The sequence below is a fragment of the Frankia gtarii genome (assembly GCF_025403375.1).
GTDB lineage: Bacteria > Actinomycetota > Actinomycetes > Frankiales > Frankiaceae > Frankia > Frankia gtarii.
The window spans coordinates 98,952-121,192 of sequence record NZ_JAMPTM010000001.1; the positions used below are offsets into that span (position 1 = coordinate 98,952).

Below are 22,241 nucleotides of genomic sequence, written 5' to 3' on the forward strand. Positions count from 1 at the left end.
CGCACGGCCACGGCGCTCAGCCTCCGGACGCCCTAACTCGGATCCCGCAGAATGCGCAGGGCCTGCTTGGGGCAGGCGAGCACCGCCGCCTCGACATCGGGCCAGTTGTCGGGGTCCGGCTCCTCCTCGAGGATCGTCAGAAGATCGTCGTCACCGAGTTCGAACACCGTCGGCGCCAGGCCGACGCACATGGCGTTGCCCTCACAGATGTCCGGGTCCAGAAGCACACGCACGGGCAACCTCCACTTGTTCGCCACCAGCCACAGCCGTTGCACATATTACGTGACCGCTAGAGGGTAATCTTCTTGTCGGGCACGGCAACTGTCATTACCGCGCCCGCTGTCCGGATGTCTGGACGTTGGAGGAAGCGATGGCGGCACGATCGATCCATGAGCTGGACCTGCCGAGCCTGCGGGACACCGGGGTGGGGGCGCTTGATCCTGCCGCCATCCAGGCCTCCTGGCAGCACCACTGGCTGTCCAGGACACCCCTGGGGTTCGCGGTGACCCGCCATGAGGACGTCTTCGCCGTGCTGCGCGATCGCCGGTTCCACTCGGCGAGCTCGCGGCTGGCGAAGATGCCCGGCGACGATGAGGACTACCTGGGGAGCCTGCCCAGGTCCCTGCTCTCGATGGACGGCAACGAGCACTCCCGGCTGCGACGGCTGGTCTCGCCCGCCTTCACGCCGAAGGCCGCCGACCGGCTGCGCCCGTACATGCGTGAGGTCATCAACGCGTTGGTCGACTCGGTCGCTGCGAGCGGACGGTGCGAGTTCGTCGGCGACCTCTGCGACCCGTACCCGGTCCCGATCATCTGCCGACTGCTCGGCGCGCCCACCCAGGACTCGAAGATCTTCTCCCAGTGGGCAACCGACATCCACCGCAAGTTCAACAACAACCTGGCGGCGGACCTGCCCGTCATCCGGCGGGCGACCGAGGAGCTCAAGGACTACGTCCGGGCGATGATCGACGAGCGCCGCACCACCCCGACGAACGATCTGATCAGCGAGCTGATCGCCGTCGAGGAGCAGGGCGATCGTCTCTCGACCGAGGAGCTCGTCACGATGGCGGAGCTGATCCTCATGGCCGGCACCGACACCACCCGCAACCAGCTGGCGTGCAGCGTGGCGGTACTCGCCGAGCACCCCGACCAGTGGGCGTTGCTCGGCCAACGACCCGAGCTGGCCGCCCAGGCGGTGGATGAGACCATGCGGCATCTCGGCGCTCTGCGAGGAACGCTCCGCTTCGCCGCCGAGGACATCGAGTACCGGGATGTCCTCTTCCCGAGGGGGACCCTGTTGTGGACGTCGGCCGTCGGCGCCAACATGGACCCGTCCGTCTGGGAGGCCCCCGAAACGTTCGACATCACCCAGAAACGGTCCATCCAGCACCTGACGTTCGGATCGGGTATCCACTACTGCCTCGGCGCCTCGCTGGCCCGGGCCGAGCTCCAGGAGGCGCTGGCGCTGCTGGCCCGGCGGATGCCCGGACTCACCCTCGACGGGCCGGTCGACTGGCAGCCCTCGAACGTCGGGATCTGGGGGCCGGCCCGGCTTCGGCTGCGCTTCCAGCCTGACGTTCGAGCGTGACCGCGAGACCCCCGGCCGAGCCATCAGTCCGGCTGAACCATCAGTCCGGCTGAACCATCAGTCCGGCTGAACCAGCCGTGGGCCGTCACCGGCGCAAAGGTCGACGACGGCCCACGACGCCGGGAAGGCCCGGCGGGAGCGGTCCGCGCTCACCCCGCCGGGAGCTGCGTCCCGCACCACTGGTTCGGGTCCGGCGCGCCCTGGTTCGGCACCACCTCGAAACGGGTACCGGCGCCGTTCACCCGCACGAAGGCGTAACAGAGATTGATTGCTTCGGGAGCGCGCAGGTCGGTGCTGGGAATCAGGCCGCCGGCGTTGTAGTCCTTCACGGTACGAAGGTTGTCGATGAACGCCTTGCGGGTCGGGCAGGCGCCGGCGAGCTCAAGACCCCTGATGAACTCGTCGGTCGTGACATAGGAGGCGAGAGCCACCTCCGAGTCGGTCTCGCCGACTTCGGGCGCGTACCGGTGCATCGCGTCACGGTATGCCGTCAGGGCGGTCGACGGCTGGTCGAACGGGGTGTAATTCACGAACAGCGACATCCCTGCCATAGCGGGGCCGTTCTTGGCAAGCAGCTGCCGGTTGTAGCCGGCGGCCCCGAGGGCGACCTTGAAGTTCACCCCAGCCTGCTTGGCCGCTCCGTACACATCAATGAACGTCTGCGCCGACACCGCCCCGACCAGCGCGTCGGCCCCGCTGTCACGGATCTGCGCGGCCACCAGATCCGGCCGGCTCTCCTCGATCCCGTAGTTCACGGTGCGCACGACGCTGATCCCCTGCGACTGCAGGCTCTCGGCGATCCGCCGCCCGAACTCCTGCGAGGAGATCGAGAGCTCATCCTGGAGCACGGCGACCCTGGTGGCCCCCAGTCTCCGGGCATAGATCCCGAAAGTGCTGACGGACTCGCCCTTGGGGCTGACGGCGCCGAACGTGAACATGTTCCGGTGCTCCCCCCACACCGCTTCGGCGGCGATCCCGGTCATCGGGATGCCTTCGGCGTCCAGCCGGTCGGCCGACGCCGTGACGGTGCCGGACTGTGCGATGAGGCCGAACACGCCGACGGTGTGCAGCAGTTCCTGGGACACGGTGACGAAGGTCGAGGGGCTCCCATCGTCGTCCCGCCACACGACGTCGATCTTCCGTCCGTGCACTCCCCCGGACGCGTTCGCCGCGCCGATCCGGGCCTGGACGGCGCTACGCGCGGCAGAGAACGCCTCCGCCCCCACGCCGCCGCCGTCCGGATAGATCAGGCCGACCCTGACCTCGCTCGGGGTCACCCCCGGACTGTCGCAGGGGGTATTTGCGCCACTGGTCTGTCCGGACCGCGAACAGCCTGTCACCACCAACGGGAATGAGAAGGCAGCCACGGCCACCCCCCAACCACACCGCCGTAATCGATCCCGCATGTACAGCTCCTTGTTTGAAATACAGTCAGAAATCGCGCGGCGAGGACGCCAGGACAGCTCTCGCGTCCCAGACCGCGGGAATTCCCGGCTACAATCGGCCGGCACCGAGGATGCCATTCACGGCTCGGCCGGCGCGGGCGAGCCTCTGGTTGCCGTAATACCGTCAGTCAGGAAAGCAGACGAACGCGAAGTTCTGACCGCCGGCCATCACCGAGGCCAGGGTCATCCCGCCCAGCTCGAGCACCTCTCCGACGTCCAGGCCGGCCGAGGCCGACCGCTGGGCATAACGCTCCACGTCCGCGGTGGCGAAGCCGATGGACGCGACTCCCGATGCGATGGTCCCCCGCAGCACGGACGGGATCGCCTTGAGCTCGATCACGCCCGGAGCCGCCCCGATGACCACCCGGCGAGTGTCGACGTCCGCCGGCCAGCCGGGCGTCATCCGGGCGCTCATCGTGCCGGGAGCATCGGACCACTGCGGCTCACCCATGCCGACCACCTCGGCGAGGAACCGAACGGTCTCATCGAACCGCTCCTCGTCGATCATGATGAGCACGTTGAACAGTCGCTTCGGCATGGCGGCCGACTATACGCTAAAAACCGCGAGAGAAAAATGTACTGACCGCAATACGGTAATCACAGATACGTTCATCGGTCACGTTGGCGATTCCCACGCGGGTCTCGTCGACCGGATGATGGGCGTGGCTCGAGACCCATCGCCCGGTCACTGCGGGACGCGGGCCGGGTTGCCGCCACCCCCGACCGGGCCGGGGCGGCGGTGCCGGTACCCGGGCCGGCCAGCTCGGGCAGGTCGACCCGATCAGGCCGTGGGGGCGAAGCATAACGGGACCTCGACCGGGCCTCAGATCCCGGTCGTCGGGGACTTCCGGCCGATCGGCCCGTCGAGGGCGAGGCCGGGCAGGCGGGTGGCCAGCCAGAACGGTCTCGGCCATCTGCACCATCTGCACCATCTCGCCGGTCGAGAGCCGGTCTCCCTGCCCCTCCGCGGCGATCAGCTCGCCGAGCAGGTCGTCCTGCGGATGTGCCCGCCGCTCGTCGATCAGGGCGACCGGCCGATGGATCCGGGTGTGCGCGTCACCCTCCATGACCTCTCCCCTTCGACCATAGGGAGAACCTTGTTACCCTCTGGGTAAAACACAATTCCGACAGGGCCAGGAGCGCGTGGATATGTTCGATCTCACCGGACGGATTGCGCTCGTCACCGGCGCGGGGCAGGGCGTGGGGGCCGGCATCGCGCTGGCCCTCGCCGGCGGGGGGGCAGCCGTGGCCGTGAACGACCTCCACCAGGCTCGTGCCGTGACGACCGTCGGAAGCATTGCCGCCGCGGGCGGTCGGGCCGCCGCCGTCCCGTTCGACGTGTCGGATCACGACGCCGTCACCGCGGGCTTCGAGGAAGCGGCCCGGCTGCTCGGTCCGGTCGACATCCTGGTCAACAACGCGGGTATCCCCGCTGCCGGCTTCCCGCAGATCCCGTTCAAGGACACCGAGCCGGCGTTCTGGCGGCGGTTCGTCGACCTGAACCTCTACGGGATGTTCAACTGCACCCATGTGGCTGTCGGCTCCATGTGCGAGCGGGGATGGGGCCGGATCATCACGATCTCCTCCGAGGCGGCCCGGATGGGACTGGACATCAACGTCGCGATCTACGGCGCGTCGAAGGCCGGTGCGATCGGGCTGACCCGCCACCTCGCGGTCGAGGTCGCGCCGGCGGGCGTGACCGTCAACGCGATCTCGCTCGGCACGATGGAGAACGTCGGCGGCCGCTGGGGCGACAGGATCGCCGCCGGCATTCCCCGGCGGCGGCTCGGCACCGGGGCGGATGCCGGCGCCGCGGTCACCTTCCTCGCCTCCGACGAGGCCGACTGGGTCACCGGTCAGGTCCTCCCGGTCAACGGAGGATCCCGTGCGTAGGCCCGGGCCCGGGCGGGCGCACTCATCACCGACGGAAGGGGCGAACGATGGATCTTGGCGTCACGGGAACGGGCTATCTCCTGGTCGGGGGTACCTCCGGGATGGGACTGGCCACGGCGCGGGCGATGGCGGCGGACGGCGCCGACCTCGTCCTCGTGGGCCGGGACGCCACCCGGGCGAAGCAGGCCGCCGCGCGAATCGGAACCGACTCCGGGACCCGTGTCCACGCGGTGGCGGCCGACGTCCGCCAGCCCGGTGACATGGAGCGCGTGGTGGCCGAGGCGGTCGACCTACTCGACGATCTCGGCGGTCTGGCTGTGTTCACCGGCACGAGTGGTCACCGCGCGCTGGATGCCTCCGACGCCGAGTGGACGGAGGCGTTCGACGACGTTCTGCTGGGCACCACCCGCGCTGTCCGGGCCATCCTGCCCCGCCTGGTCGAGCGGGGCGGCGGGACGATCGTGACGCTCGCGGCCTATGGGATCGCCGCCCCGGCCGCGGACCGGCTCCCTTACCAGACGCTCAAGGCCGGGGTCGCCGTGCTCACGAAAGCGGTGGCCAAGACCTACGGACGCCACGGCATCCGGGCCAACTGCGTCTGCCCCGGCGCGATCGAGACCGACGGCCTGCACCGGCTGCGCGGCATCCTCGCCGAGGAACGTGGGATCCCCTACGCGGAGGCGCTCGAGCGGGTGATGGCCGAGGACTGGAACATGAAGGTCGCCCTGGGCCGCCCCGGGCAGCCCGAGGAGGTGGGCGAGCTGGTCGCCTTCCTGCTCTCGCCGCGGGCCGGCTACCTCACCGGAGCTCTGATCAACATCGACGGTGGTACCGACTTCTGAGCGTGACTTCCCGGTATCCGTTACCAGACCCCGTACCCACGCCGCCGACGTGCGATAACGTCCTTATCCTCACGAGGAAATACTCTTTCACAGGGTGGCCCGACCACCGGGCCCGAGCGGCGCGTGACGACATGGCGGAGGGCGCGTGAACCACGGTCGGCCAGCATCTCCCAGCAGCAGTGCGGTGCCGGCGCAGGCACCGGGCCAGGCGGTCTCTCAGCACGGCCCGGTCGAGCGGTGGACGACACGCAGCGGCATCCGGGTTCGCTATCTGGACAATGCGCCGGCGGACCCGGTCGGCCTTCCGGTGCTGTTCTCTCCCGGGGTCAGTGACTTCGCCGAGGACTACCTGGCCGCGCTCGAGTTCTTCCGGCCCCGGCGGCTGATCGTCGTCGAGGTCCGCGGGCGGGGCCGCAGCGAGGCGCCGGCGAGCGGCTACCGCAACGTCGACCACGCCCGTGACCTCGCCGCCGTCATCGCGGCGGAAGGACTGACACGGTTCCACCTGATGACCTTCTCCCGCGGGACCGTGGGTGCCCTCGAGCTGCTCAGCACCCACGCGGGGGCGATCGCCTCGGTCGCCATCGGCGACTACCCCGGCGAGGCGGTGGTGCTCGCCGACTGGTTCGCCGACCGGATCTGCGCCACCACCTTCCGGGGGATTCCCGTGCTCGAGCGGATCGAACGCCACGTCCTGGAAGCCCTCCAGCAGGAGGGGAAGTTCCGGGACTACTACGCCGAGCTCGCCGACCTCGATGTCCCTGTCCTCGTGGCCAAAAGCGAGGAGCAGAGCCTGGTGACCGAAGCCGCGGTGGACCGCTACCGCGCCACGGTTCCCGGAGTCGAGGTAATCACGATTCCCGGCTCCCGGCACGACATCTTCCGACCCGTACGCAACGCCTATCCGGCCGCCATCGCGGACTTCCTGGCCCGGCGGGCATCGGGGCTCTGACCCTGTGATCCCCCGGTGTGGACACGGTGGCGAACGTGGAGCGAGCCACCCCCGCGACACCTTCGGCGAGGTTCTCAGACGGCGGCTGCGGGACCGCGTCCCGCGACGGCGGCCGCTGCCGTCGCAACGTCAATGAGAAGGAATCCTGATGACACTCCATGACGCGCCCGCGGCCGGCGCTGGTCTCGATGTCGACGCGCTTGTGATCGGTGCTGGTTTCGCCGGGATGTACCAGCTGTACCGGCTGCGGAAGCTGGGTTTACGGACCCGTGTTCTGGACCGCGCCGCCGGCATCGGCGGAACCTGGTACTGGAACCGGTATCCGGGGGCACGTTGCGACATCCCGAGCCTGTTCTACACCGTCTCCTACACCCCTGAGCTCAACCAGAAGTGGCAGTGGACCGAGCGGTTCGGTACCCACGAGGCGATCCGCGCGTACATGGAGGAGGTGGCGCGCCAGGAGGACATGCACCGGGACATCTCGTTCGAGACGACCCTCGTCGCGGCCGACTGGGACGAGGGCAGCGCCACGTGGACGTCGATGACCGATGCCGGTGAGCGCATCAGGTCCCGCTATCTGATCATGGCGACGGGCGCCCTGAGCGAATCCCGGGTCCCCGACCTTCCCGGGCTGGGCGGCTTCAAGGGGCGGTGGTTCCACACCGGCCGCTGGCCGCACGAGCCGGTGGGCTTCACCGGCCGCCGGGTCGCGGTGATCGGAACCGGCTCGACCGGCGTCCAGGTCATCCCCGTCGTCGCGCAGGACGCCGCCGAGACAATCGTCTTCCAACGCACCCCGAAGTTCGTGCTGCCCGCGGTCAACGTGCCGATGACCGAGGAGGACGCCCGGCCAGTCAAGGAAATGTATCCGGCGTTACGCAAAGCCGCACGACGCGGTGACTACGGCACACCGTTCCCTCCTCCCGCGGAACACCTCGACGAGATGTCGGTCCAGGACCGGGAAACCCTTCTTGAGGACCTGTACACCAAAGGCGGCGTCGGCAGTTTCGTCGTCTCCTACCACGACCACCTGGGTCTGAAGAAGCAGGAGGTCAACGACATCGTCGCGGACTTCGTCCGCAAGAAGATCCGAGAGACCGTCGATGATCCCGCGACGGCTGAGACGATGACGCCGTACGGATATCCCATCGGCATCAACCGGATCATCATCGGGACCGATTACTACGAGACCTTCAACCGCGACAACGTCCGGCTGCACAGCGTCCTCGACGATCCGATCGTCGAGGTCACCGCCACGGGCCTGCGGACGCAGAACGCCGAGTTCGAGGTTGACGACATCATCTTCGCCACCGGGTACGACGGGATGACCGGCAGCTTCACCTCCGTCGACGTACGCGGCCGGACCGGGAAGACGATCAGGGAGTACTGGGCCGACGGTCCGTCGACGTACCTCGGCCTGCAGATGGCCGACTTCCCGAACCTGTTCCTGATCACCGGTCCGGGTGGCCCGTCGGTCCTGTCGAACGTCATCACGACGACCGAGCAGAGCATCGACTTCCTGATGGGCCTCATCGAGCACGCACGCGCGGACGGCCTCGACGTCATCGAGGCCGACGCCGACGCCGAACGCCGCTGGATGGAGCACGTCGCCGACGTGGCCCAGGGATCGCTCTACCGGGACTCGTACAAGGCGAACTCCTGGTACACCGGACTCAATGTCCCCGGTAAGAAGGTCGTGTTCATGCCCTATGCGGGCGGCGTCGGAACCTTCGAGACCATCCTCGAGGACGTCACGGCGGACGACTACCGCGGCTTCCGTCGTTCCGCCGCCGCGCGCACGGAGGTAGTTCCGGACCAGCCGCAGCCCGCGGGCGGCTGAGTCGCGAGCCGGCTGAGTCTCAAGCCGGCGGAGTCGGGTGCCGGGCGGGCGGCACCCGCCCGGCGGGCGCGGCGGGCGCGGCCGCTACCCGTCGTGCGGGACGTCGAACCGATCCGCCACCCGTCCCGGACTCAGCGTGTCGCGCGCACCTGGTCCTTGACTGCCGGGACGATCGGCGGCGCGTCCTTCCAGCTGGCGACGCCGTCCTCCTCCAGGGCGAGCGCCGCGCCGTTGTCGTGAAGTTCGGCCCAGTGGGAATGGTTGAGCTGGTGGATCGTGAAACACGCCTGCAGCGCGTTGGCGAAACCCATGTTGTCGACGGTCTGGTTCACCGACTCCTTGATCAGCAGACTGGCCATCGTCGGCAGTGCGGCGATCCGCCGGGCGAACGCGAGGGTGCTGTCCCCCAGCTCCGCCGACGGGAACACCTTGGAGACCATGCCGAGGCGGTGCGCCTCATCGACGCCGAGGGAATCTCCGGTGAGCAGCAGCTCCTTGGCCTTGCGGGGCCCGAACTCCCACGGATGGGCGAAGTACTCGACCCCGCACATCCCCAGGCGGGTCCCGACCACGTCGACGAACTCGACGTCCTCGGCGGCCACGATCAGGTCGCACGCCCACATCAGCATCAGACCGGCGGCGAAGACGTTGCCGTTGACCTGCGCAATCGTGATCTTGCGCAGGTTTCGCCACCGCTTGGTGTTCTCGTAGAAGTAGTGCCACTCCTGCAGCATCCGGTGCTCGGCACCCTTGCGAGTCCCCCCGTTGATCGCGTAGGTGGGGTGCATGGTCGGTCCCTGCCGCTCCGCCATGTACGTCGTCGGGGTGATGTCGTGGCCGGAGGAGAAGACCGGGCCCGTTCCGCCGAGGATCACCACTCGCACGTCGTCGTCGGCCTCGGCGGCGAGGAACGCCTCGCCCAGCTCGACCAGCAGCCCACGGTTCTGGGCGTTCCTGGTCTTGGGGCGGTTCAGCATGATCCGCACGATGCTCCCCTCGTCGAAGCTCTCGACGGTGAGAAACTTGTAGTCAGGCATCGGGGTTTCCTCCTGGTCATTGGACCTGAACAGCGTGGGCCACGCTGGGGTACGGCGGCGGCGGGCCGGGTAGGCGCCGTGCGGGGTGTAGCTCCACTCGACGACGCTCGGTGCCTTCGGCGTGGCGAGCGTCGGCGCCGACGATCGCGGCCTGCCGTCAGGAAAAGGTCATCCTCGAGCTCCGTCCCGGCTGGTCCGCGAACCAGCCCGCTCCAGATAACACGATTTTCCGATCGGAGCGCAAGCGTTGACAGTGACAGGTAATTGGATTTTCGATAGAGTCCGGCCACGCCGACGGACTGTGCATGTCGCGCCACAGGCGGATCGCCCGGCTGATCAAACAAGCTGGCCCGCAAGGGGTTCCCCGTGCGCCTAGCCCGCCGCGCCCCTCCCGAATCTGGAGACCAGATGCCCGTCGATGTAGCCGCCGTGGTCGAGGGGTGCGAGATGCCCCCCTTCCCGCGCGAGGCCAACTTCCACTCCTTCAACCGGTACGCCGTGGTGAACGACGACCTCGACGTCTGGACCGGGAGCCAGCGCAGCGAGCGCGCCACCCCGGGCACCGCCGCCGTCGCGTTCACTCGGCCGGCACCGGCGATGGGCCACCACCGGTGACGGCCCCCGTCGAACCAGTGACGGTCGAGCAGCTCGGTGCGGTGCGCCGAGTGGTCCTCAACCGACCCCGGAAGCTCAACGCCCTGGATGCCGCGATGAGCGCGATGTTCTTCCGCGCGGTCGACGACGCCGTCGCCGACCCGAACACCCACGTGATCATCGTCTCGGGTGCGGGCCGAGCCTTCTGCTCAGGGGCCGATCTAAGCGCAGTACCCGCGGCCGGCGGCCGGCCGCACACTGCGTCGGCCGGCGACGCACCCGGTCGTGGGCAGGCGACGTACCCGAACGCCGTGGCCGACATGACGGCGAACCGGAGCCGAGTCGAGAACTGGCTACACCTGTGGTCAACGCCGAAGCCGCTGATCGCCCAGGTCCACGGATACTGCCTCGGCCTCGCGAACGAGATCGTCGGCTGCGCCGACATCGTGGTGTGCGGGGAGAGCGCCCGGTTCGGGATGCCCGAGGCCCGCGAGTTCGCCCTTCCGCCCACCCTGGGCTTCTGGCCGGTGCGGATCGGTCACGCCCGGACCAAGGAGCTGCTCTGGAGCGGCCGGCTGGTCGACGGCCAGGAGGCCGTGCGCATCGGGCTGGCCGACCAGGTGGTGAGCGACGAGGCGCTCGCGTCGGAGACCGAGGCGATCGCGGCCCGCATCGCCGACGTTCCGGCGGCCCGCCTCACGGTCGTCAAGCAGGCCGTGAACTCCTGGGCGGAGACCATGGGGGTGCGGGAGGCCGCGCTGCGAGGAGCGGAGTACCACGCCCTCTACCACCAAGCCGGCTATCCGCCCGATCCGGCGGTGGCCACCTGATCGCTTCGAGCTGGGATCGCGGCGAACACCGCCGGGCGCTGCCCGGGACACCGCCGGGCAGCGCCGCGACATCACCGCGTTCCGGTCACTCTGTTCCCGGTATCGGGCTCTGGTTGGCGGCCCAGAACCCGCAGTGGTGGTCTGTGCTGAAGGTGGCGGCGGCGATCGGGCGGGCCGTCGCCGTCTCCAGGGACAGCAACCGGGGCGCGGCGGACGTGATCTTCGGCCAGCCCGGCGCGCCGGCGCCGTTCGGGTTGCCGGTGGCCGCGAACCGGGTCCAATAGCCGACCATGCGGGCCGCCGCGGCCTGCTGCTCGGGGTTCAGCGAAACCTGACGGAACAGATACGCGAGTTCGGCGCCGTGCGTGACCCCGAGCGGGAAGTCCCCGTTCGAGGGGAACGGCGGCGGCGCCGCGGCGTCGTTGAACTCGTACTGGTAGACGGGGACGGCGGCCGCGGCCAGCCCACCAGCGCGCAGCGTGGTGCAGGAGAACCCGGAGTCCCCGACAATGGTCGCATAGGCGAGTGCGGCCGACGAGTACGCGGCCGCGGGATATTCGGCGAGGACGGCGTCGGCGTTCGCGCCGAACGAGGCCCGGAGGGTCTGCTCGTAGTTCTCGGCGTTGACCGTCCCGAACGCACCCAGCGCGACGAGAATCCGGCCCTCGTCGTGATTGGACCCCACGAGGAGTGGTACCCGGGCTATCCGGCGTTCGGCCATCATGACGCTGACGGGTTTCGGCAGCACCGCGCCGCCGTTGACCACGTTGAAACCGTTGACCAGCCCGGCGGGTGAGGCAGCCATGAGCTCCCCGGTCGATTTCCCACGCAGGCAGGCGGCGACATCACCTGACGTGCAGCCGATGCTGGCGGCGATAGTGGTGCCTCTGGCCTCGGCGCTTTTCAGGTCGAGTTCCGCCAGATTGCAGCCGCTTTCGGACGCCACCCGGTCGAACAGGCCCGCCGAACTGGGCGAGACCAGGTGGACACAGACGCTTTCCGCTCCCGCGGACTCACCGAAGAGGGTCACGTTCCTGGCATCGCCCCCGAAGTTCGCGATGTTGGCGCGAACCCAGCGCAGTGCCGCCTGCTGGTCCTGGATGCCGTACATCCCGGACGCGCCGCCCTCGGCGGTCAGGCCCGGGAGAGCCAGAAAGCCGAACGGGCCGAGCCGGTAGTTGAGGGTCACCACGATCACGCGCCCCTGGTCCACCAGCGGCGCCGGATCGTAGCTGCTTCCCGACCCGACGATGAACCCTCCGCCGGGGATGAACACCATCACCGGCAGCCGGCCGGTGATGGTGGCGGGCGTGGTGACGTTGAGGAACAGACAGTCCTCGCTGCTGGGGTCGCTACCGGCGCCGGGGCCAGATCCGGGATCGGAACCGGGGGTCAGACCCCCCTGGGGGCAGATCGCCCGGGGCCTGGTGGTGTCGCGCACCCCCGACCACGCCGCGGCGAGTTGCGGGGCCTTCCACCGCAGCGGCCCGATCGGCGGGGCGGCGAACGGGATGCCCTGGAACGACCGCCGGGTCTCGACGACCGATCCGCGGACCACCCCCTTGTCTGTCCGCACCTCGATCGGCGCCGGCGCCGGCGCCGCGCCACCCCCGACCTGACCAGCGGCCGGCAAGGACGCGGCGACCAGCACACCGACGCCGACGGCCGCGACCACACCCAGCCCGATCAGGCGGTCCATGCGTAACCGCGACCGCCATCGGCTGACCCTCGGCCATGAGAGACGATCTGACATCGTTCCTCCTCCTTGGCCGGAAAAGAGCCACTCGACACCAGCCGCCGATCGAGGGTTCGCGCCGCCCGATTCCAGGCGTAACGGCCAGGAGGAAGAAAGCAGCAGAAGAGATCGGACCCGGTGACAAGACGGTTCCCGACCGTCGTATCGAGTACGTTTCCGTATCGTTACGCACGGTTCGGACCCGGTCAATTACCGAATGGTGCCGCAGATTTTTCCACCGTCAGTCGACGACGCTCGTCACGCCCCAGATCCGAGTATTCCTCCGGTTCATCAGTCAATCATTCGACGCGGAACGGCGAGCGCGTGGAACGGGCTTGGATCAGCTCGGCCAGTTCCCTTTTGAGGATCTTTCCGGAGGGCGTGAGAGGGAGTTCGTCCGGCCGGACGAGGACCAGCCGCCGGGGCACCTTGTAGTTGGAGAGCCGAGTCTTCAGGATGTCGAGCAGCGCGGACGGAGCCAGGTCCGCGCTGGCCTCGGGCACCACCGCCGCGCCGACCACCTGACCCCGCTCGGGGTCGTCGAGGCCGACGACATGCGCCGCCGCGACACCGTCGAGGGCGGCGATCTCCCGCTCCACCTCGGCCGGCGAGACGTTGGCCCCTGAACTTTTGATCATATCGCCGAGCCGGCCGACATAGTAGATGACGTCACCGTCGACCTCACCCAGGTCGCCGGTCCGGTAGAACCCGGCGGCGTCGAACGACGTCTCCCGGGTGACCTTGTGCAGGCCAAGCATCAACGTCGGCCCGCGCAGGAGGATCTGGCCGGTGCCCCCGTCGGCCGTGGGCCGGCCCTCGGCGTCCACGACCTGCACCTCGTAACCGGGTTCGAACTCCACCAGCGGCGGGCAGACGGGCCGGGCCGGGTCGGGCGGGCCGTCCCCCCACGAGTACATGCCGAACGTCTCCGTCATGCCGAGCCCGATCCGCATCTTCGACTTCGGGTAAGTGGAATGCGCATGCGCGGCGCCGGCGCCAGCGGCGGCGAACATCGAGCTGGGCGGGGTGGTACGTTCCCCGCAGACGACCGTGCCCCCGAGTTCCAGCGTCGGGAACAACGTCATGACCAACCCGCCCACCCAGAAGAACGGCAGATACGCCGAACGGGTCTCGCCGGGCCCATAGCCCAGCATCTCCCGTGCGTAGTGCGTTTTGGCCAGGACGGTCCGGTGAGAGTGGATCACCCCCTTGGGATCCGCGCTCTGCCCAGAGGTGTAAATCATCAACGACGGCTCCGACGGGTGCACCTCCGCCTCCGCCGCGTGCAACAGATCCTCCCCGACCCCGCTGTCAACATCCCCCTCGAGCCAGGCGAGGGTACGCGCCCAGGGCGGCAGGTCGGCGCCGGCGAAGGCCAGCCAACGCAGGTAGGGCGCGGCGGCTAATCGCAGGGTCGGCGGGGACGTCCGCAGCTCGGCAAACGCCTCCTCGAAGGCGGCTGGAATGTCGCGGCCCAGAATCGTGCGAGCGGCGATCACGCCGTGCAGGTCGCCGTGCCGCAGGAGCCGCGCCAGCTCCGGCGGCTTCGCGACGGTGCTCAGCGGGACGGCGACGGCACCCACACGGCTGATCGCCGCCCAGGTGACAGCCCAGTCCGGACCGTTGGCGAACAGCAGGCCGATGCGGGTGCCCTTGCCGACACCCTGGGCGAGCAGGCCCCGGGCCAGCACGGCCGACCGACGCTCGAGGTCACGATAGGTCAGCTCGTGCTCACCACTCACGACGGCCGGGCGGTCACCGTAGGCGTCCGCCACGGCACGCACGAAGGCCGCTACGGTGCGCGCCGCCGAGGGCTCCTCGGGCATTTCTTCTCTCTTCCCTGGGTCCAGCAGATCGCGTCCGTCGGCGGTGTCGGGAGTGTCGAGCATGTCGGGCACCATGGTTCAGGCCACCACGCCCTTCACCTTGAGGTCGACGACGGCGTCCCAGCCGAGGCCGAGTTCGCGGGTCAGGATGTCGTCACCGTGCTCGTTGAACTCCGGCGCCCGCCGGGGTCGGGACGGCGCGCCGTCAAACTGGACCGGCGTCGCGACCAGGGGGACCTGCGTCCCATCCGCCATCTCGGCGTCGACGAGGTAGCCGTTGGCCGTCACCTGCTCGTCGTTCGCCACCTCGACGGTGTCCTGCACGGGAGCCCACTGGCCGGTGAAGTCACGCAGCCGCTCCTTCCACTCGGCCAGCGTCGCCGTGACGAACTCGGCCGCCAGAATCGCGGCCGCCGCCGTGGCGTTCTCGGTCAGCTTCGCCACCGTGTCGAAACGTTCGTCGCCGACCAGCTCCGGTCGGCCGATCACCCGGCACGCGTCCGGCCAGTAATGGAAAGCCTGCAGGCAGGACAGGTACACCCAGTGGCCGTCCTTCGTCGCGTACGGCATCGCCAGCGGGTTGCGCAGCCCAGATCCGTCCCGGGCCCGCGGCCGCCACGGCTTGCCGCTCTGCATCGACAGCGCGATGCCGGCTCCCAACGCCCACATCCCCGACGCCATCAACGACACGTCGACGACCGTCGCCTCGCCGGTACGTTCGCGGTGCAGCAAGGCCGCCGCGATGCCGCCGGCGATGTTCATCGCGCCGATGGAGTCTCCGTAGGCGGGGCCGGGCATCGTCTGGAGCTGGTCGCTGCCCTCCGGGGTGCCGCCCATCGCGAGACCGGAACGCGCCCAGTACCCGAGGATGTCGTAGCCGCCGCTGTCCGCGTCCGGTCCCTTCGGGCCGAAGCCCGACCCGCGAACATAGATAATCTTCGGATTGTGGGCTCGGATGTCCTCGACGTCGATCGACAGCTTCGCCCGGACCTTCGGTAGCTTGTTCGTGAGGAAGACGTCGCAGGTGGCGGCGAGCCGGTAGAGAATCTCCAGACCCTCGGCCGTGGACAGATCCAGCCCCAGGCTGCGCTTGCCCCGGTTGGAATGCTCCAGCAGCGCGTGAACCTTCCCCGCGCCGAGGTCGACAGTGCCGGTGGCGGCGAGGCCACGCATGGCGTCACCCCGCTCGACATGCTCGATCTTGATGACGTCGGCGCCCCAGTCCGCCAGGATCGCCGAGGCCGCCGGCACGAACGTGTGCTCAGCCACCTCGAGAATGCGAATGCCCTGCATTACCGCGGTCATTGGCGACCAGCCTCCCGTAGTTTCGTCGCCGACGTTGGCCGACGAGCCGCTCGCCTCCGCCACCAGTCAGTCATCACGGCACCCCACAGAAGCTCAATCACGCGGGGTGCTCCGAGGCAGCCCGAGAAACTTCTCCGCGACGAGGTTCCGATGGATCTCGTTGGTTCCCCCGTAGATCGACGTCCCGGGCGTGAACCGGAACATGTACTCGGGGATCGCGCCCGCCACGGCTCCCTCGGCGCCGTGGGGCAGCAGCCCGGCGGGCCCCATCAGCTCAAGCAGGTCCGAGGCGGCCCGGGCCAGTGCCCCGGAGGCGTGTATCCGCGCCATCGGCCCGTGCGCCGCCGTCCCCGCCTCGATGTCGAGGGCGACACGGGCGAGGCGTTCGCGCGTGATCGGATCTTCGAGCCGTGGCCGCCCGCTCTCGTCAACCTGGGTCTGCAGCCAGGTCACCACCGCGGCAAGGAGCCGGCGGGTGTCGCGAAGGAAGGTCCTGCCACCGTTCGGCGCCAGATCGTCCTGCTCGCCCATCCCGTGCTCGTTGGCGAGTGGTGCCGACAGCACGGCCCAGCCCTGGTTGACCCCACCCAGCCGGTAGTAGTCGGAGACGCGCACATCGTCGAAGTGCACGATGTTCGTTCGCTCCCCACCCACCGTGTGGATCGGGCGGATCTCGATGCCCGGAAGGTCGAGCGGCACGAGGAACACCGAGAGCCCCCGGCGCTTGGGCGCAGCGGGATCGGTCCGGGTGAGGCACAGGGAGTACTGGCACACCTGCGCGCCGGTGGTGAACATCTTCTGCCCGTTGATGATCCATTCGTCGCCCTCTTGGACGGCGCGCGTGCGCACGGCGGCCAGATCCGAACCGCAGTCAGGCTCGGTGTAGCCGAGGCAGATGCTGATCGAGCCGTCGCCGACGCCGGCCAGGACGGTCGTTTTCAGCTCTTCGTTGGCGAACATCTGGACGGCGAGGGCCGGCAGTGGCGTCGTCTGGCTGATGATGACCGGCGCACCGGACCGTTCGAGCTCAAGTTCCATGATCCGGGCCCGAACGGGGTCGAGTCCGGCGCCGCCCTGCCCGACCGGCCACCGCGCCAGCACCCACCCCCGCGCTCCGAAGGCACGATGGAACGCCTCGTTGAAACCGCTGCCGGTGCGGCGCTCCTCCGCGTGTACCTCCTCGGTGACGTGCTCGTCGAAGAAGGCTCGAGTCTCGGCCCAGAACGCCCGGGTGTCCTCGTCGAGTTCGACCGCGCTGAAGTTCATGAAAACGCTCCCAACATGCTCCCGCGGCCGCAGTCCCACCGGCCGCGGTGGTGGGCATCCCACCCGTCCGAAGCGGCTCGGCGCCCAGGAGCCGCACTTCCCGTTCCGGCGGTGCGGCGGTCGAGCTCGGCCGGCCGCCAGCAAGAAGGGAGCTTATCACCGGTGGGAAGTGACGTTTTCCTCCTTCGGGAGGTCGAGTCCCCCGAGCGGATCAGGACGCTGCCGGCGGGCGTGCCGGGAGGACGCCGGGAGAGCGGGCGGGGAGGCCGGCCCGGCTCGACACGCCAAGCCCGGGTCGTTCCCTCCCGGCCACATGATGATCCGTTCGCAGGGGTGCACAGCCCCTGCCCCTGACGGAACGACACCACGAGCGGTCGTCAGGGGCGGCGAGCGATCGTCAGGGGGCGGCGACCGGCCCGCTCGTGGCGGCCAGGTCATGCCGGTCCGACGCTGCTTCACGATCCGCTGACTCGCGGCCGGCACTATCCATGCCGATGCCGCTCAGGCAGAACTCCCACACCTCCGCTGGAGAAAGCGGCGGGTCCATCAACGGGGAGCCGATGATGGAGGCCTGATTCGCGGTCGTGATCATCTGGAGCAGGATGGCCGCGGTGCGCTCGTGATCGACGGAACGAATTCGACCCGCCGCCGCCGCGTCAGCGACGATCTCACTGAGATAGGTGACGAGTGCCTTGTACGAGTGGCTCAACTCGTCCGGGTGGCTCTGCTGGAGCCGGAAGTACTGCTGAACCAGAAGGCGGCTGGAGCCGGACTGGCCGCGCCCGTCGTGGGCCCGCTGGAGGCTGCCCAGGACGAAGGTCTGCAGGCGGGCGAACGGATCGGGTTCCACGGCCACCATCCGGCGCAGTTCCTTGTTCTGGTGGCGCTGGGCCTCCTCGAACATGGCGACCAGAAGTTCGTCCTTGCCGCTGAAGTACTGGTAGAAAGTCCTCGTCGAGACGCGCATCTTGTCCACGACGTCCTGGACCGTGAAGTCCTTGCCCCCGGTCTCCTCCACCAGCTCGAGAGCGGTGTCGACGAACCGTGCGCTGCGCCGCTCGGCCTCGACCCGGGAGCGCTCGAGCGAACGCTCGACCGCCCGGTTCCGCCAGGCCGGCGCGGCCGCGGGCTCCTTGCCCACGGGCACATCTTTTTCCGTCTTCTTCGGCGTCACGTCCCCGTTCCTCTCGGTGCCGCGCTCGTGCGACCGTCGGACCACGCCTATACCGCCGGCCCCGGTGAGCTCATGCCAAGCAGCTCGGGAGCTGCGGTCGGGGCCGCGTCCCGACCGCTCGAACGAAGCTCCCTACGCCTCAGGCTCCCCCGTGACGGGGACTCCTCATGGCCACTTCTCAATATAGATCGGACCATAGCAGAGTCCAGCAGGAACAACGGGCCTCTCCATATTTGCAAAGTATCACTTTTCCGCGCCAACTCGCCCCGCACACCACCTGGTATCCCCACTGTTCGGCGGGCGCTGTTGATCGACGAGGCTACGGGGTTCGACGGCATCGCGGGGACGATCGCCAGCTTCCGACGTGCTCCAACTCACAACCCGGCGCCCGGGTACGGGACCATTCCGCCGGCGCGAACCCACCGGGCCGAACCCACCGGGCCGAACCGCCCGGCGGCGGCGGCGCAGGCCACAACCGGTGGATTCGGTGTAATACCGCCACCGGCGACAACAGGGCCGGGAAATTCGCGGGGCCAGTGCGCGGACCGCGGCAAGTCCATTAAATATTTACATATACATGCTGCTTTCCGGCGCGGCGGCGAGTGATTGAAAGCGCCGGAATCACTGGCTATCTCACCGGTCGTCCGCAGGGCCGACGGAATAAAGAACAATCCCGTGGCGATATTCCGCCGACGCGCGACGCCGGTCAGTCCAGCGGGATGTAGACGTTCTGAAGCGGGAATCGTCGGCCAGCTCGGCGGCGCCCTGGACCCGCGCCACGGCCTCGTCGTGGACCGAGTCCTCGACGAGCAGTCGGGTCGGAGTCGGGCAGCCATGCTCCGAGGTGACGATCATGATCATGTGGGCACCCATCCGCGCCGCCTTCGCCAGGTCGGCGTCGGCAAGGATGATGTTGGCCGACTTTCTGTTGTCCAGCGCCGTTCCTTCCGGCCGAGAATCGACCGGTTTCACAGCTCGGCGAACTCCAGATCGGGCATCCTGGTGCCCGGCGCACTCGACCGCGGGGGATCAACCTGCAGGACGGCCCGGAAGGTTTCCCCGCCAAGGGCACGGCGTGCCATGGAGTCCATCCGATTCCTCAGCCCACTTCCGCGACGGCGGCCGTCGCCTCTCCGAGATAACGGTCGAGCACCTCCTGACCCGCGTCCTTGGCCGGGCCGGACCAGCCGACCACGCCCCGGGAGAGCACGATGCAGTCATCCGCGAAGGCCAGCGCCCGATGGACGAACTGTTCGATCAGAACGATCGTGATGCCTTCGTCCCGGGCCTTTCCGAGGCCGTCGAAGACGGCATTCACCATGATCGGCGCCAACCCGAGCGACATCTCATCGGCCACGATCAGCCGGGGCTTCACAGCGAGGGCCCTGGCCATCGCCAGCATCTGCTGCTCCCCGCCCGAGAGGCTGCCGGCCCGCTGGTGCTCGCGCCTGCCAAGGACGGGGAACAGGTCGACCGCCCGGGTGATGGCGTCCTGCCGCGCGGTCCGTCCGTCCAGCTGTCCCACGGCCATCCGGAGGTTCTCCAGCACGGAAAGACCGGGGAAGACGCCTCGGCCCTCGGGAATGTAGGTCAGGCCGGCCCGCCGGACCCGGTGCGGCGCCCAGCCCGTGACGTCCTTCCCGTCGAAACACACCCGGCCCGACGTGACAGGGATGAGACCCGACACGGCGCGCCCGAGCGTGCTCTTGCCCGCGCCGTTGGCGCCCAGGACGGCGAGAACCCGTCCTCCGCCGGCGCTCAACGAGACGCCGAAGAGGGCCTGGGCCGGCCCGTAGCGGACGTTGAGGTCCTCGACGATCAGCCCACCCGTCTCACTCACGATCCGCTCCTTCGCCCGCGATCCGAACCAGATCCGTCGTGTCGCCGTCGGCTGCCGCTCCCCCGCCCGACGGGTCACCGGCCGCCCGATCGCGGCCGGCCGTGGCATCGACCACAGCATCGGCCAGGGTCTCCTCGCCGCTCCCTTCGTCGCCGAGATAGGCATCTCGGACCCTGGCGTCAGCGCGGATCTCGTTCGGGGTGCCCTCCGCGATCAGCACACCGAAGTCCAGGACGAAGATCCGGCTGGACAGGCTGAGCACGATGGCGACGTCGTGTTCGACCAGCAGCATCGACACTTTCTCCTCAGCCGCGACCTGGCGCAGGGTGCCCGCCAGCCGCTCGGCCTCATGTGCGTCGAGGCCGGAGAGCGGCTCGTCGAGCAGCATCACCGAGGGGGCCGTCGCCAGCGCCCGGCCGACCTCGACCAGCCGGGAGGTCCCCAGCGGCAGGCTGTCCACCTCCTTGTCCGCGAGGGGGGTGAGCGACAGCATCTCCAGCAACGCGTCCACCCGTTCCCGCTCGGCTGGATCGCAGCGACGGAGCGACCCACCGAGGAACAGGTCCGTCCACACTCGTGAGCGGCAGTGCCGCATCCGATGGGCGAGGGCAAAATGTTCACGTACGGTGAGGCCCATGAACAGCTCGGGCTGTTGAAAAGTGCGGGCCAGGCCCAGCCGGGCACGGGCCTGGGGGGACGCCCCGGTGACATCGCGGCCCGCGAGGTGGACGCTGCCCGCGTTCGGTCGGAGCAGCCCGGAGAGCACCGCGAACAGGGTGCTCTTGCCGGCGCCGTTGGGGCCGACGAGCCCGACGATCGCGCCGTGAGGCACGGTCACACTGATCTCCGACAGGGCCGTCAGCCCGCCGAACTTCACCGTGACACCGCGCGCCGTCAGCGCGGCGGCGGACGAGACCGGTGGTGCGGCCGGGGCCGCGACACCCGGGGCGGTCATCGGCTCGCTCCCGTCAACTCGATACCTCGCGGATCGGGACCGGCCGACCCAGGTGGGCCGCCGGCGGAGCCGGGTGGGGCGGCAGCGGACCCCCGCCCGCTCAGCCTCACCGTGGCTGCGCGGATCTGTCGGGCCTGCTGAGCGAGCAGCCCTTCGGGGTTGCCGGCGACGGAGATCGCGCCGAGACCGAACAGCAGCGGGGGAACCTGGGCGAACCAGTGCGGCAGGTAGGCGATCGCCAGACCGGGCGCAAAGGTGAAGGCGAGTCCGGCCATCATCGCGGCGACAGTGGACCGGATGCCGAACGTGACCAGGACGGCGAGCCAGATCACGCCCAGGAACGTCGCGTAGTTGGCCGGCAGGGCGGTACCCAGAGAGGAGGCGTAGAGGCCCCCTCCGATCCCGGCGGTGAACGCCGCCAGCCCGGCCACCAGCACCTTCATCTGGAGAACACTCAGTCCGATCGTCTTCGACGCCGGCTCGCTCCAGCGGACGGCGCCCAGCCCCAGCCCCGTGGTGGAGCGGCGGAGGTTGACGATGAGCAGGGCGATGATGCAGAACGCCGCCAGCTCGACGTAGGTGAAGCCCTTGTCCGAGGGGGCGAAGCCCGGCCGGTCCATGCTCACCCCGAGACCAAAGTTGAGGAACGTCGAGCGGGTGAACACCAGGCCTTCCATCAACAGTCCGAAGGTCAGGGTGACCAGGGCGACGTAGAGGTCACCGAGGCGGATGGTGAGCATCCCGATGATCACCCCCATCGGGAGGGCGATCAGGCCGCCCGCGACGATCGCCGCGATCACCGGCCACCCGTGCTCCGTGGACAACTGGGCGGCGCTCAGACCGCCGACCCCGGCGAAGGTGATCTGGCAGAGCCAGATCATGCCGCCCTCACCGGTGACCAGCGTGAACGAGAGGAACACGACGCCCAGGGCCACGCCCTGCATGAGGAGCCCGACCCAGAAGTCGTGGAGCACCAGCGGCAGACAGGCAACCGCGACCAGCGCCAGAAGGGGAGCGCGCCAGCTGAACGAGGAGGCGCCGCCGGACCGAGTGGCCGACGTCGCCGCAGCCAGGCGGGCCCCGGTGTGCGGGGCGATGGCCCGGTCGAGTGCCCCGCCC

At 69.1% G+C, this 22,241-nt stretch carries 20 protein-coding genes; 7 read left to right on the top strand and 13 right to left on the bottom strand.

The window, feature by feature from the left end:
* Positions 1–32: 32 nt before the first annotated feature.
* The gene (locus NBZ83_RS00430; protein ID WP_261566051.1) at positions 33–233 is read right to left on the bottom strand and encodes a ferredoxin; all 201 of its coding nucleotides are present in this window, start codon (positions 231–233) and stop codon (positions 33–35) included.
* 137 nt (positions 234–370) lie between these two features.
* Between NBZ83_RS00430 and NBZ83_RS00435 the strand changes: the two genes are divergently transcribed.
* Positions 371–1,588: a cytochrome P450 gene (locus tag NBZ83_RS00435; RefSeq protein WP_261574110.1), complete on the top strand. Its 1,218-nt coding sequence runs from the start codon at positions 371–373 to the stop codon at positions 1,586–1,588.
* A 149-nt stretch (positions 1,589–1,737) separates the two neighbouring features.
* Here NBZ83_RS00435 and NBZ83_RS00440 read toward each other — a convergent pair whose 3' ends face one another.
* The gene (locus NBZ83_RS00440; protein WP_261566053.1) at positions 1,738–2,865 is read right to left on the bottom strand and encodes an ABC transporter substrate-binding protein; all 1,128 of its coding nucleotides are present in this window, start codon (positions 2,863–2,865) and stop codon (positions 1,738–1,740) included.
* 292 nt (positions 2,866–3,157) lie between these two features.
* Positions 3,158–3,571 carry a hypothetical protein gene (locus NBZ83_RS00445; RefSeq protein WP_261566054.1) on the bottom strand — a complete coding sequence of 138 codons (414 nt, stop codon included), beginning with the start codon at positions 3,569–3,571 and terminating at the stop codon, positions 3,158–3,160.
* Positions 3,572–4,182: 611 nt separating this feature from the next.
* Here NBZ83_RS00445 and NBZ83_RS00450 point away from each other — a divergent pair.
* The 4 genes from NBZ83_RS00450 (at position 4,183) to NBZ83_RS00465 (ending at position 8,560) form a co-directional block, all read left to right on the top strand.
* Positions 4,183–4,926: an SDR family NAD(P)-dependent oxidoreductase gene (locus NBZ83_RS00450; RefSeq protein WP_261566072.1), complete on the top strand. Its 744-nt coding sequence runs from the start codon at positions 4,183–4,185 to the stop codon at positions 4,924–4,926.
* A 47-nt stretch (positions 4,927–4,973) separates the two neighbouring features.
* Positions 4,974–5,768, top strand: a complete 795-nt coding sequence (locus tag NBZ83_RS00455) for an SDR family NAD(P)-dependent oxidoreductase (protein WP_261566055.1) — start codon at positions 4,974–4,976, stop codon at positions 5,766–5,768.
* A gap of 184 nt (positions 5,769–5,952) precedes the next feature.
* Positions 5,953–6,720, top strand: coding sequence for an alpha/beta fold hydrolase (locus NBZ83_RS00460; protein WP_261566056.1), 768 nt, complete (start codon positions 5,953–5,955; stop codon positions 6,718–6,720).
* 148 nt (positions 6,721–6,868) lie between these two features.
* A complete protein-coding gene (locus NBZ83_RS00465; RefSeq protein ID WP_261566057.1) occupies positions 6,869–8,560 on the top strand; it encodes a flavin-containing monooxygenase in 1,692 nt (563 codons plus the stop codon).
* A 131-nt stretch (positions 8,561–8,691) separates the two neighbouring features.
* Here NBZ83_RS00465 and NBZ83_RS00470 read toward each other — a convergent pair whose 3' ends face one another.
* Positions 8,692–9,597, bottom strand: a complete 906-nt coding sequence (locus NBZ83_RS00470; RefSeq protein WP_261566058.1) for an enoyl-CoA hydratase — start codon at positions 9,595–9,597, stop codon at positions 8,692–8,694.
* A gap of 408 nt (positions 9,598–10,005) precedes the next feature.
* On the opposite strand from NBZ83_RS00470, the gene NBZ83_RS00475 reads away from it, so the two are divergent.
* Together NBZ83_RS00475 and NBZ83_RS00480 are read left to right on the top strand one after the other, a co-directional pair.
* Positions 10,006–10,212: a hypothetical protein gene (locus NBZ83_RS00475; RefSeq protein ID WP_261566059.1), complete on the top strand. Its 207-nt coding sequence runs from the start codon at positions 10,006–10,008 to the stop codon at positions 10,210–10,212.
* Positions 10,209–11,021, top strand: a complete 813-nt coding sequence (locus NBZ83_RS00480; RefSeq protein ID WP_261566060.1) for an enoyl-CoA hydratase/isomerase family protein — start codon at positions 10,209–10,211, stop codon at positions 11,019–11,021. Before NBZ83_RS00475 ends, NBZ83_RS00480 begins: the two co-directional genes overlap by 4 nt.
* 85 nt (positions 11,022–11,106) lie before the next feature.
* On the opposite strand, the gene NBZ83_RS00485 is transcribed toward NBZ83_RS00480, so the two are convergent.
* From NBZ83_RS00485 to NBZ83_RS00525, 9 genes are all read right to left on the bottom strand, one after another.
* Positions 11,107–12,720, bottom strand: coding sequence for a carboxylesterase/lipase family protein (locus NBZ83_RS00485; protein ID WP_261566061.1), 1,614 nt, complete (start codon positions 12,718–12,720; stop codon positions 11,107–11,109).
* Positions 12,721–13,055: 335 nt separating this feature from the next.
* On the bottom strand, positions 13,056–14,645 hold the full coding sequence (locus NBZ83_RS00490) for a class I adenylate-forming enzyme family protein (RefSeq protein WP_261566062.1): 1,590 nt from the start codon (positions 14,643–14,645) through the stop codon (positions 13,056–13,058).
* A gap of 15 nt (positions 14,646–14,660) precedes the next feature.
* On the bottom strand, positions 14,661–15,887 hold the full coding sequence (locus NBZ83_RS00495) for a CaiB/BaiF CoA transferase family protein (RefSeq protein WP_261566063.1): 1,227 nt from the start codon (positions 15,885–15,887) through the stop codon (positions 14,661–14,663).
* Between the two features lie 93 nt (positions 15,888–15,980).
* Positions 15,981–17,153 carry an acyl-CoA dehydrogenase family protein gene (locus NBZ83_RS00500; RefSeq protein WP_261566064.1) on the bottom strand — a complete coding sequence of 391 codons (1,173 nt, stop codon included), beginning with the start codon at positions 17,151–17,153 and terminating at the stop codon, positions 15,981–15,983.
* 397 nt (positions 17,154–17,550) lie between these two features.
* Entirely contained in the window at positions 17,551–18,327 is a 777-nt protein-coding gene (locus NBZ83_RS00505; RefSeq protein WP_261574111.1) for a TetR/AcrR family transcriptional regulator, read from the bottom strand.
* 633 nt (positions 18,328–18,960) lie between these two features.
* Complete coding sequence (locus NBZ83_RS00510) at positions 18,961–19,299, bottom strand: aldehyde dehydrogenase family protein (RefSeq protein WP_261566066.1); 339 nt, start codon at positions 19,297–19,299, stop codon at positions 18,961–18,963.
* 127 nt (positions 19,300–19,426) lie between these two features.
* Positions 19,427–20,167, bottom strand: coding sequence for an ABC transporter ATP-binding protein (locus tag NBZ83_RS00515; RefSeq protein ID WP_261566067.1), 741 nt, complete (start codon positions 20,165–20,167; stop codon positions 19,427–19,429).
* Positions 20,160–21,122 carry an ABC transporter ATP-binding protein gene (locus NBZ83_RS00520; protein ID WP_261566068.1) on the bottom strand — a complete coding sequence of 321 codons (963 nt, stop codon included), beginning with the start codon at positions 21,120–21,122 and terminating at the stop codon, positions 20,160–20,162. Before NBZ83_RS00520 ends, NBZ83_RS00515 begins: the two co-directional genes overlap by 8 nt.
* The coding region (locus NBZ83_RS00525) for a branched-chain amino acid ABC transporter permease (RefSeq protein ID WP_261574112.1) at positions 21,119–22,241 on the bottom strand (1,123 nt) is incomplete at its 5' end. The genes NBZ83_RS00525 and NBZ83_RS00520, both read right to left, overlap by 4 nt.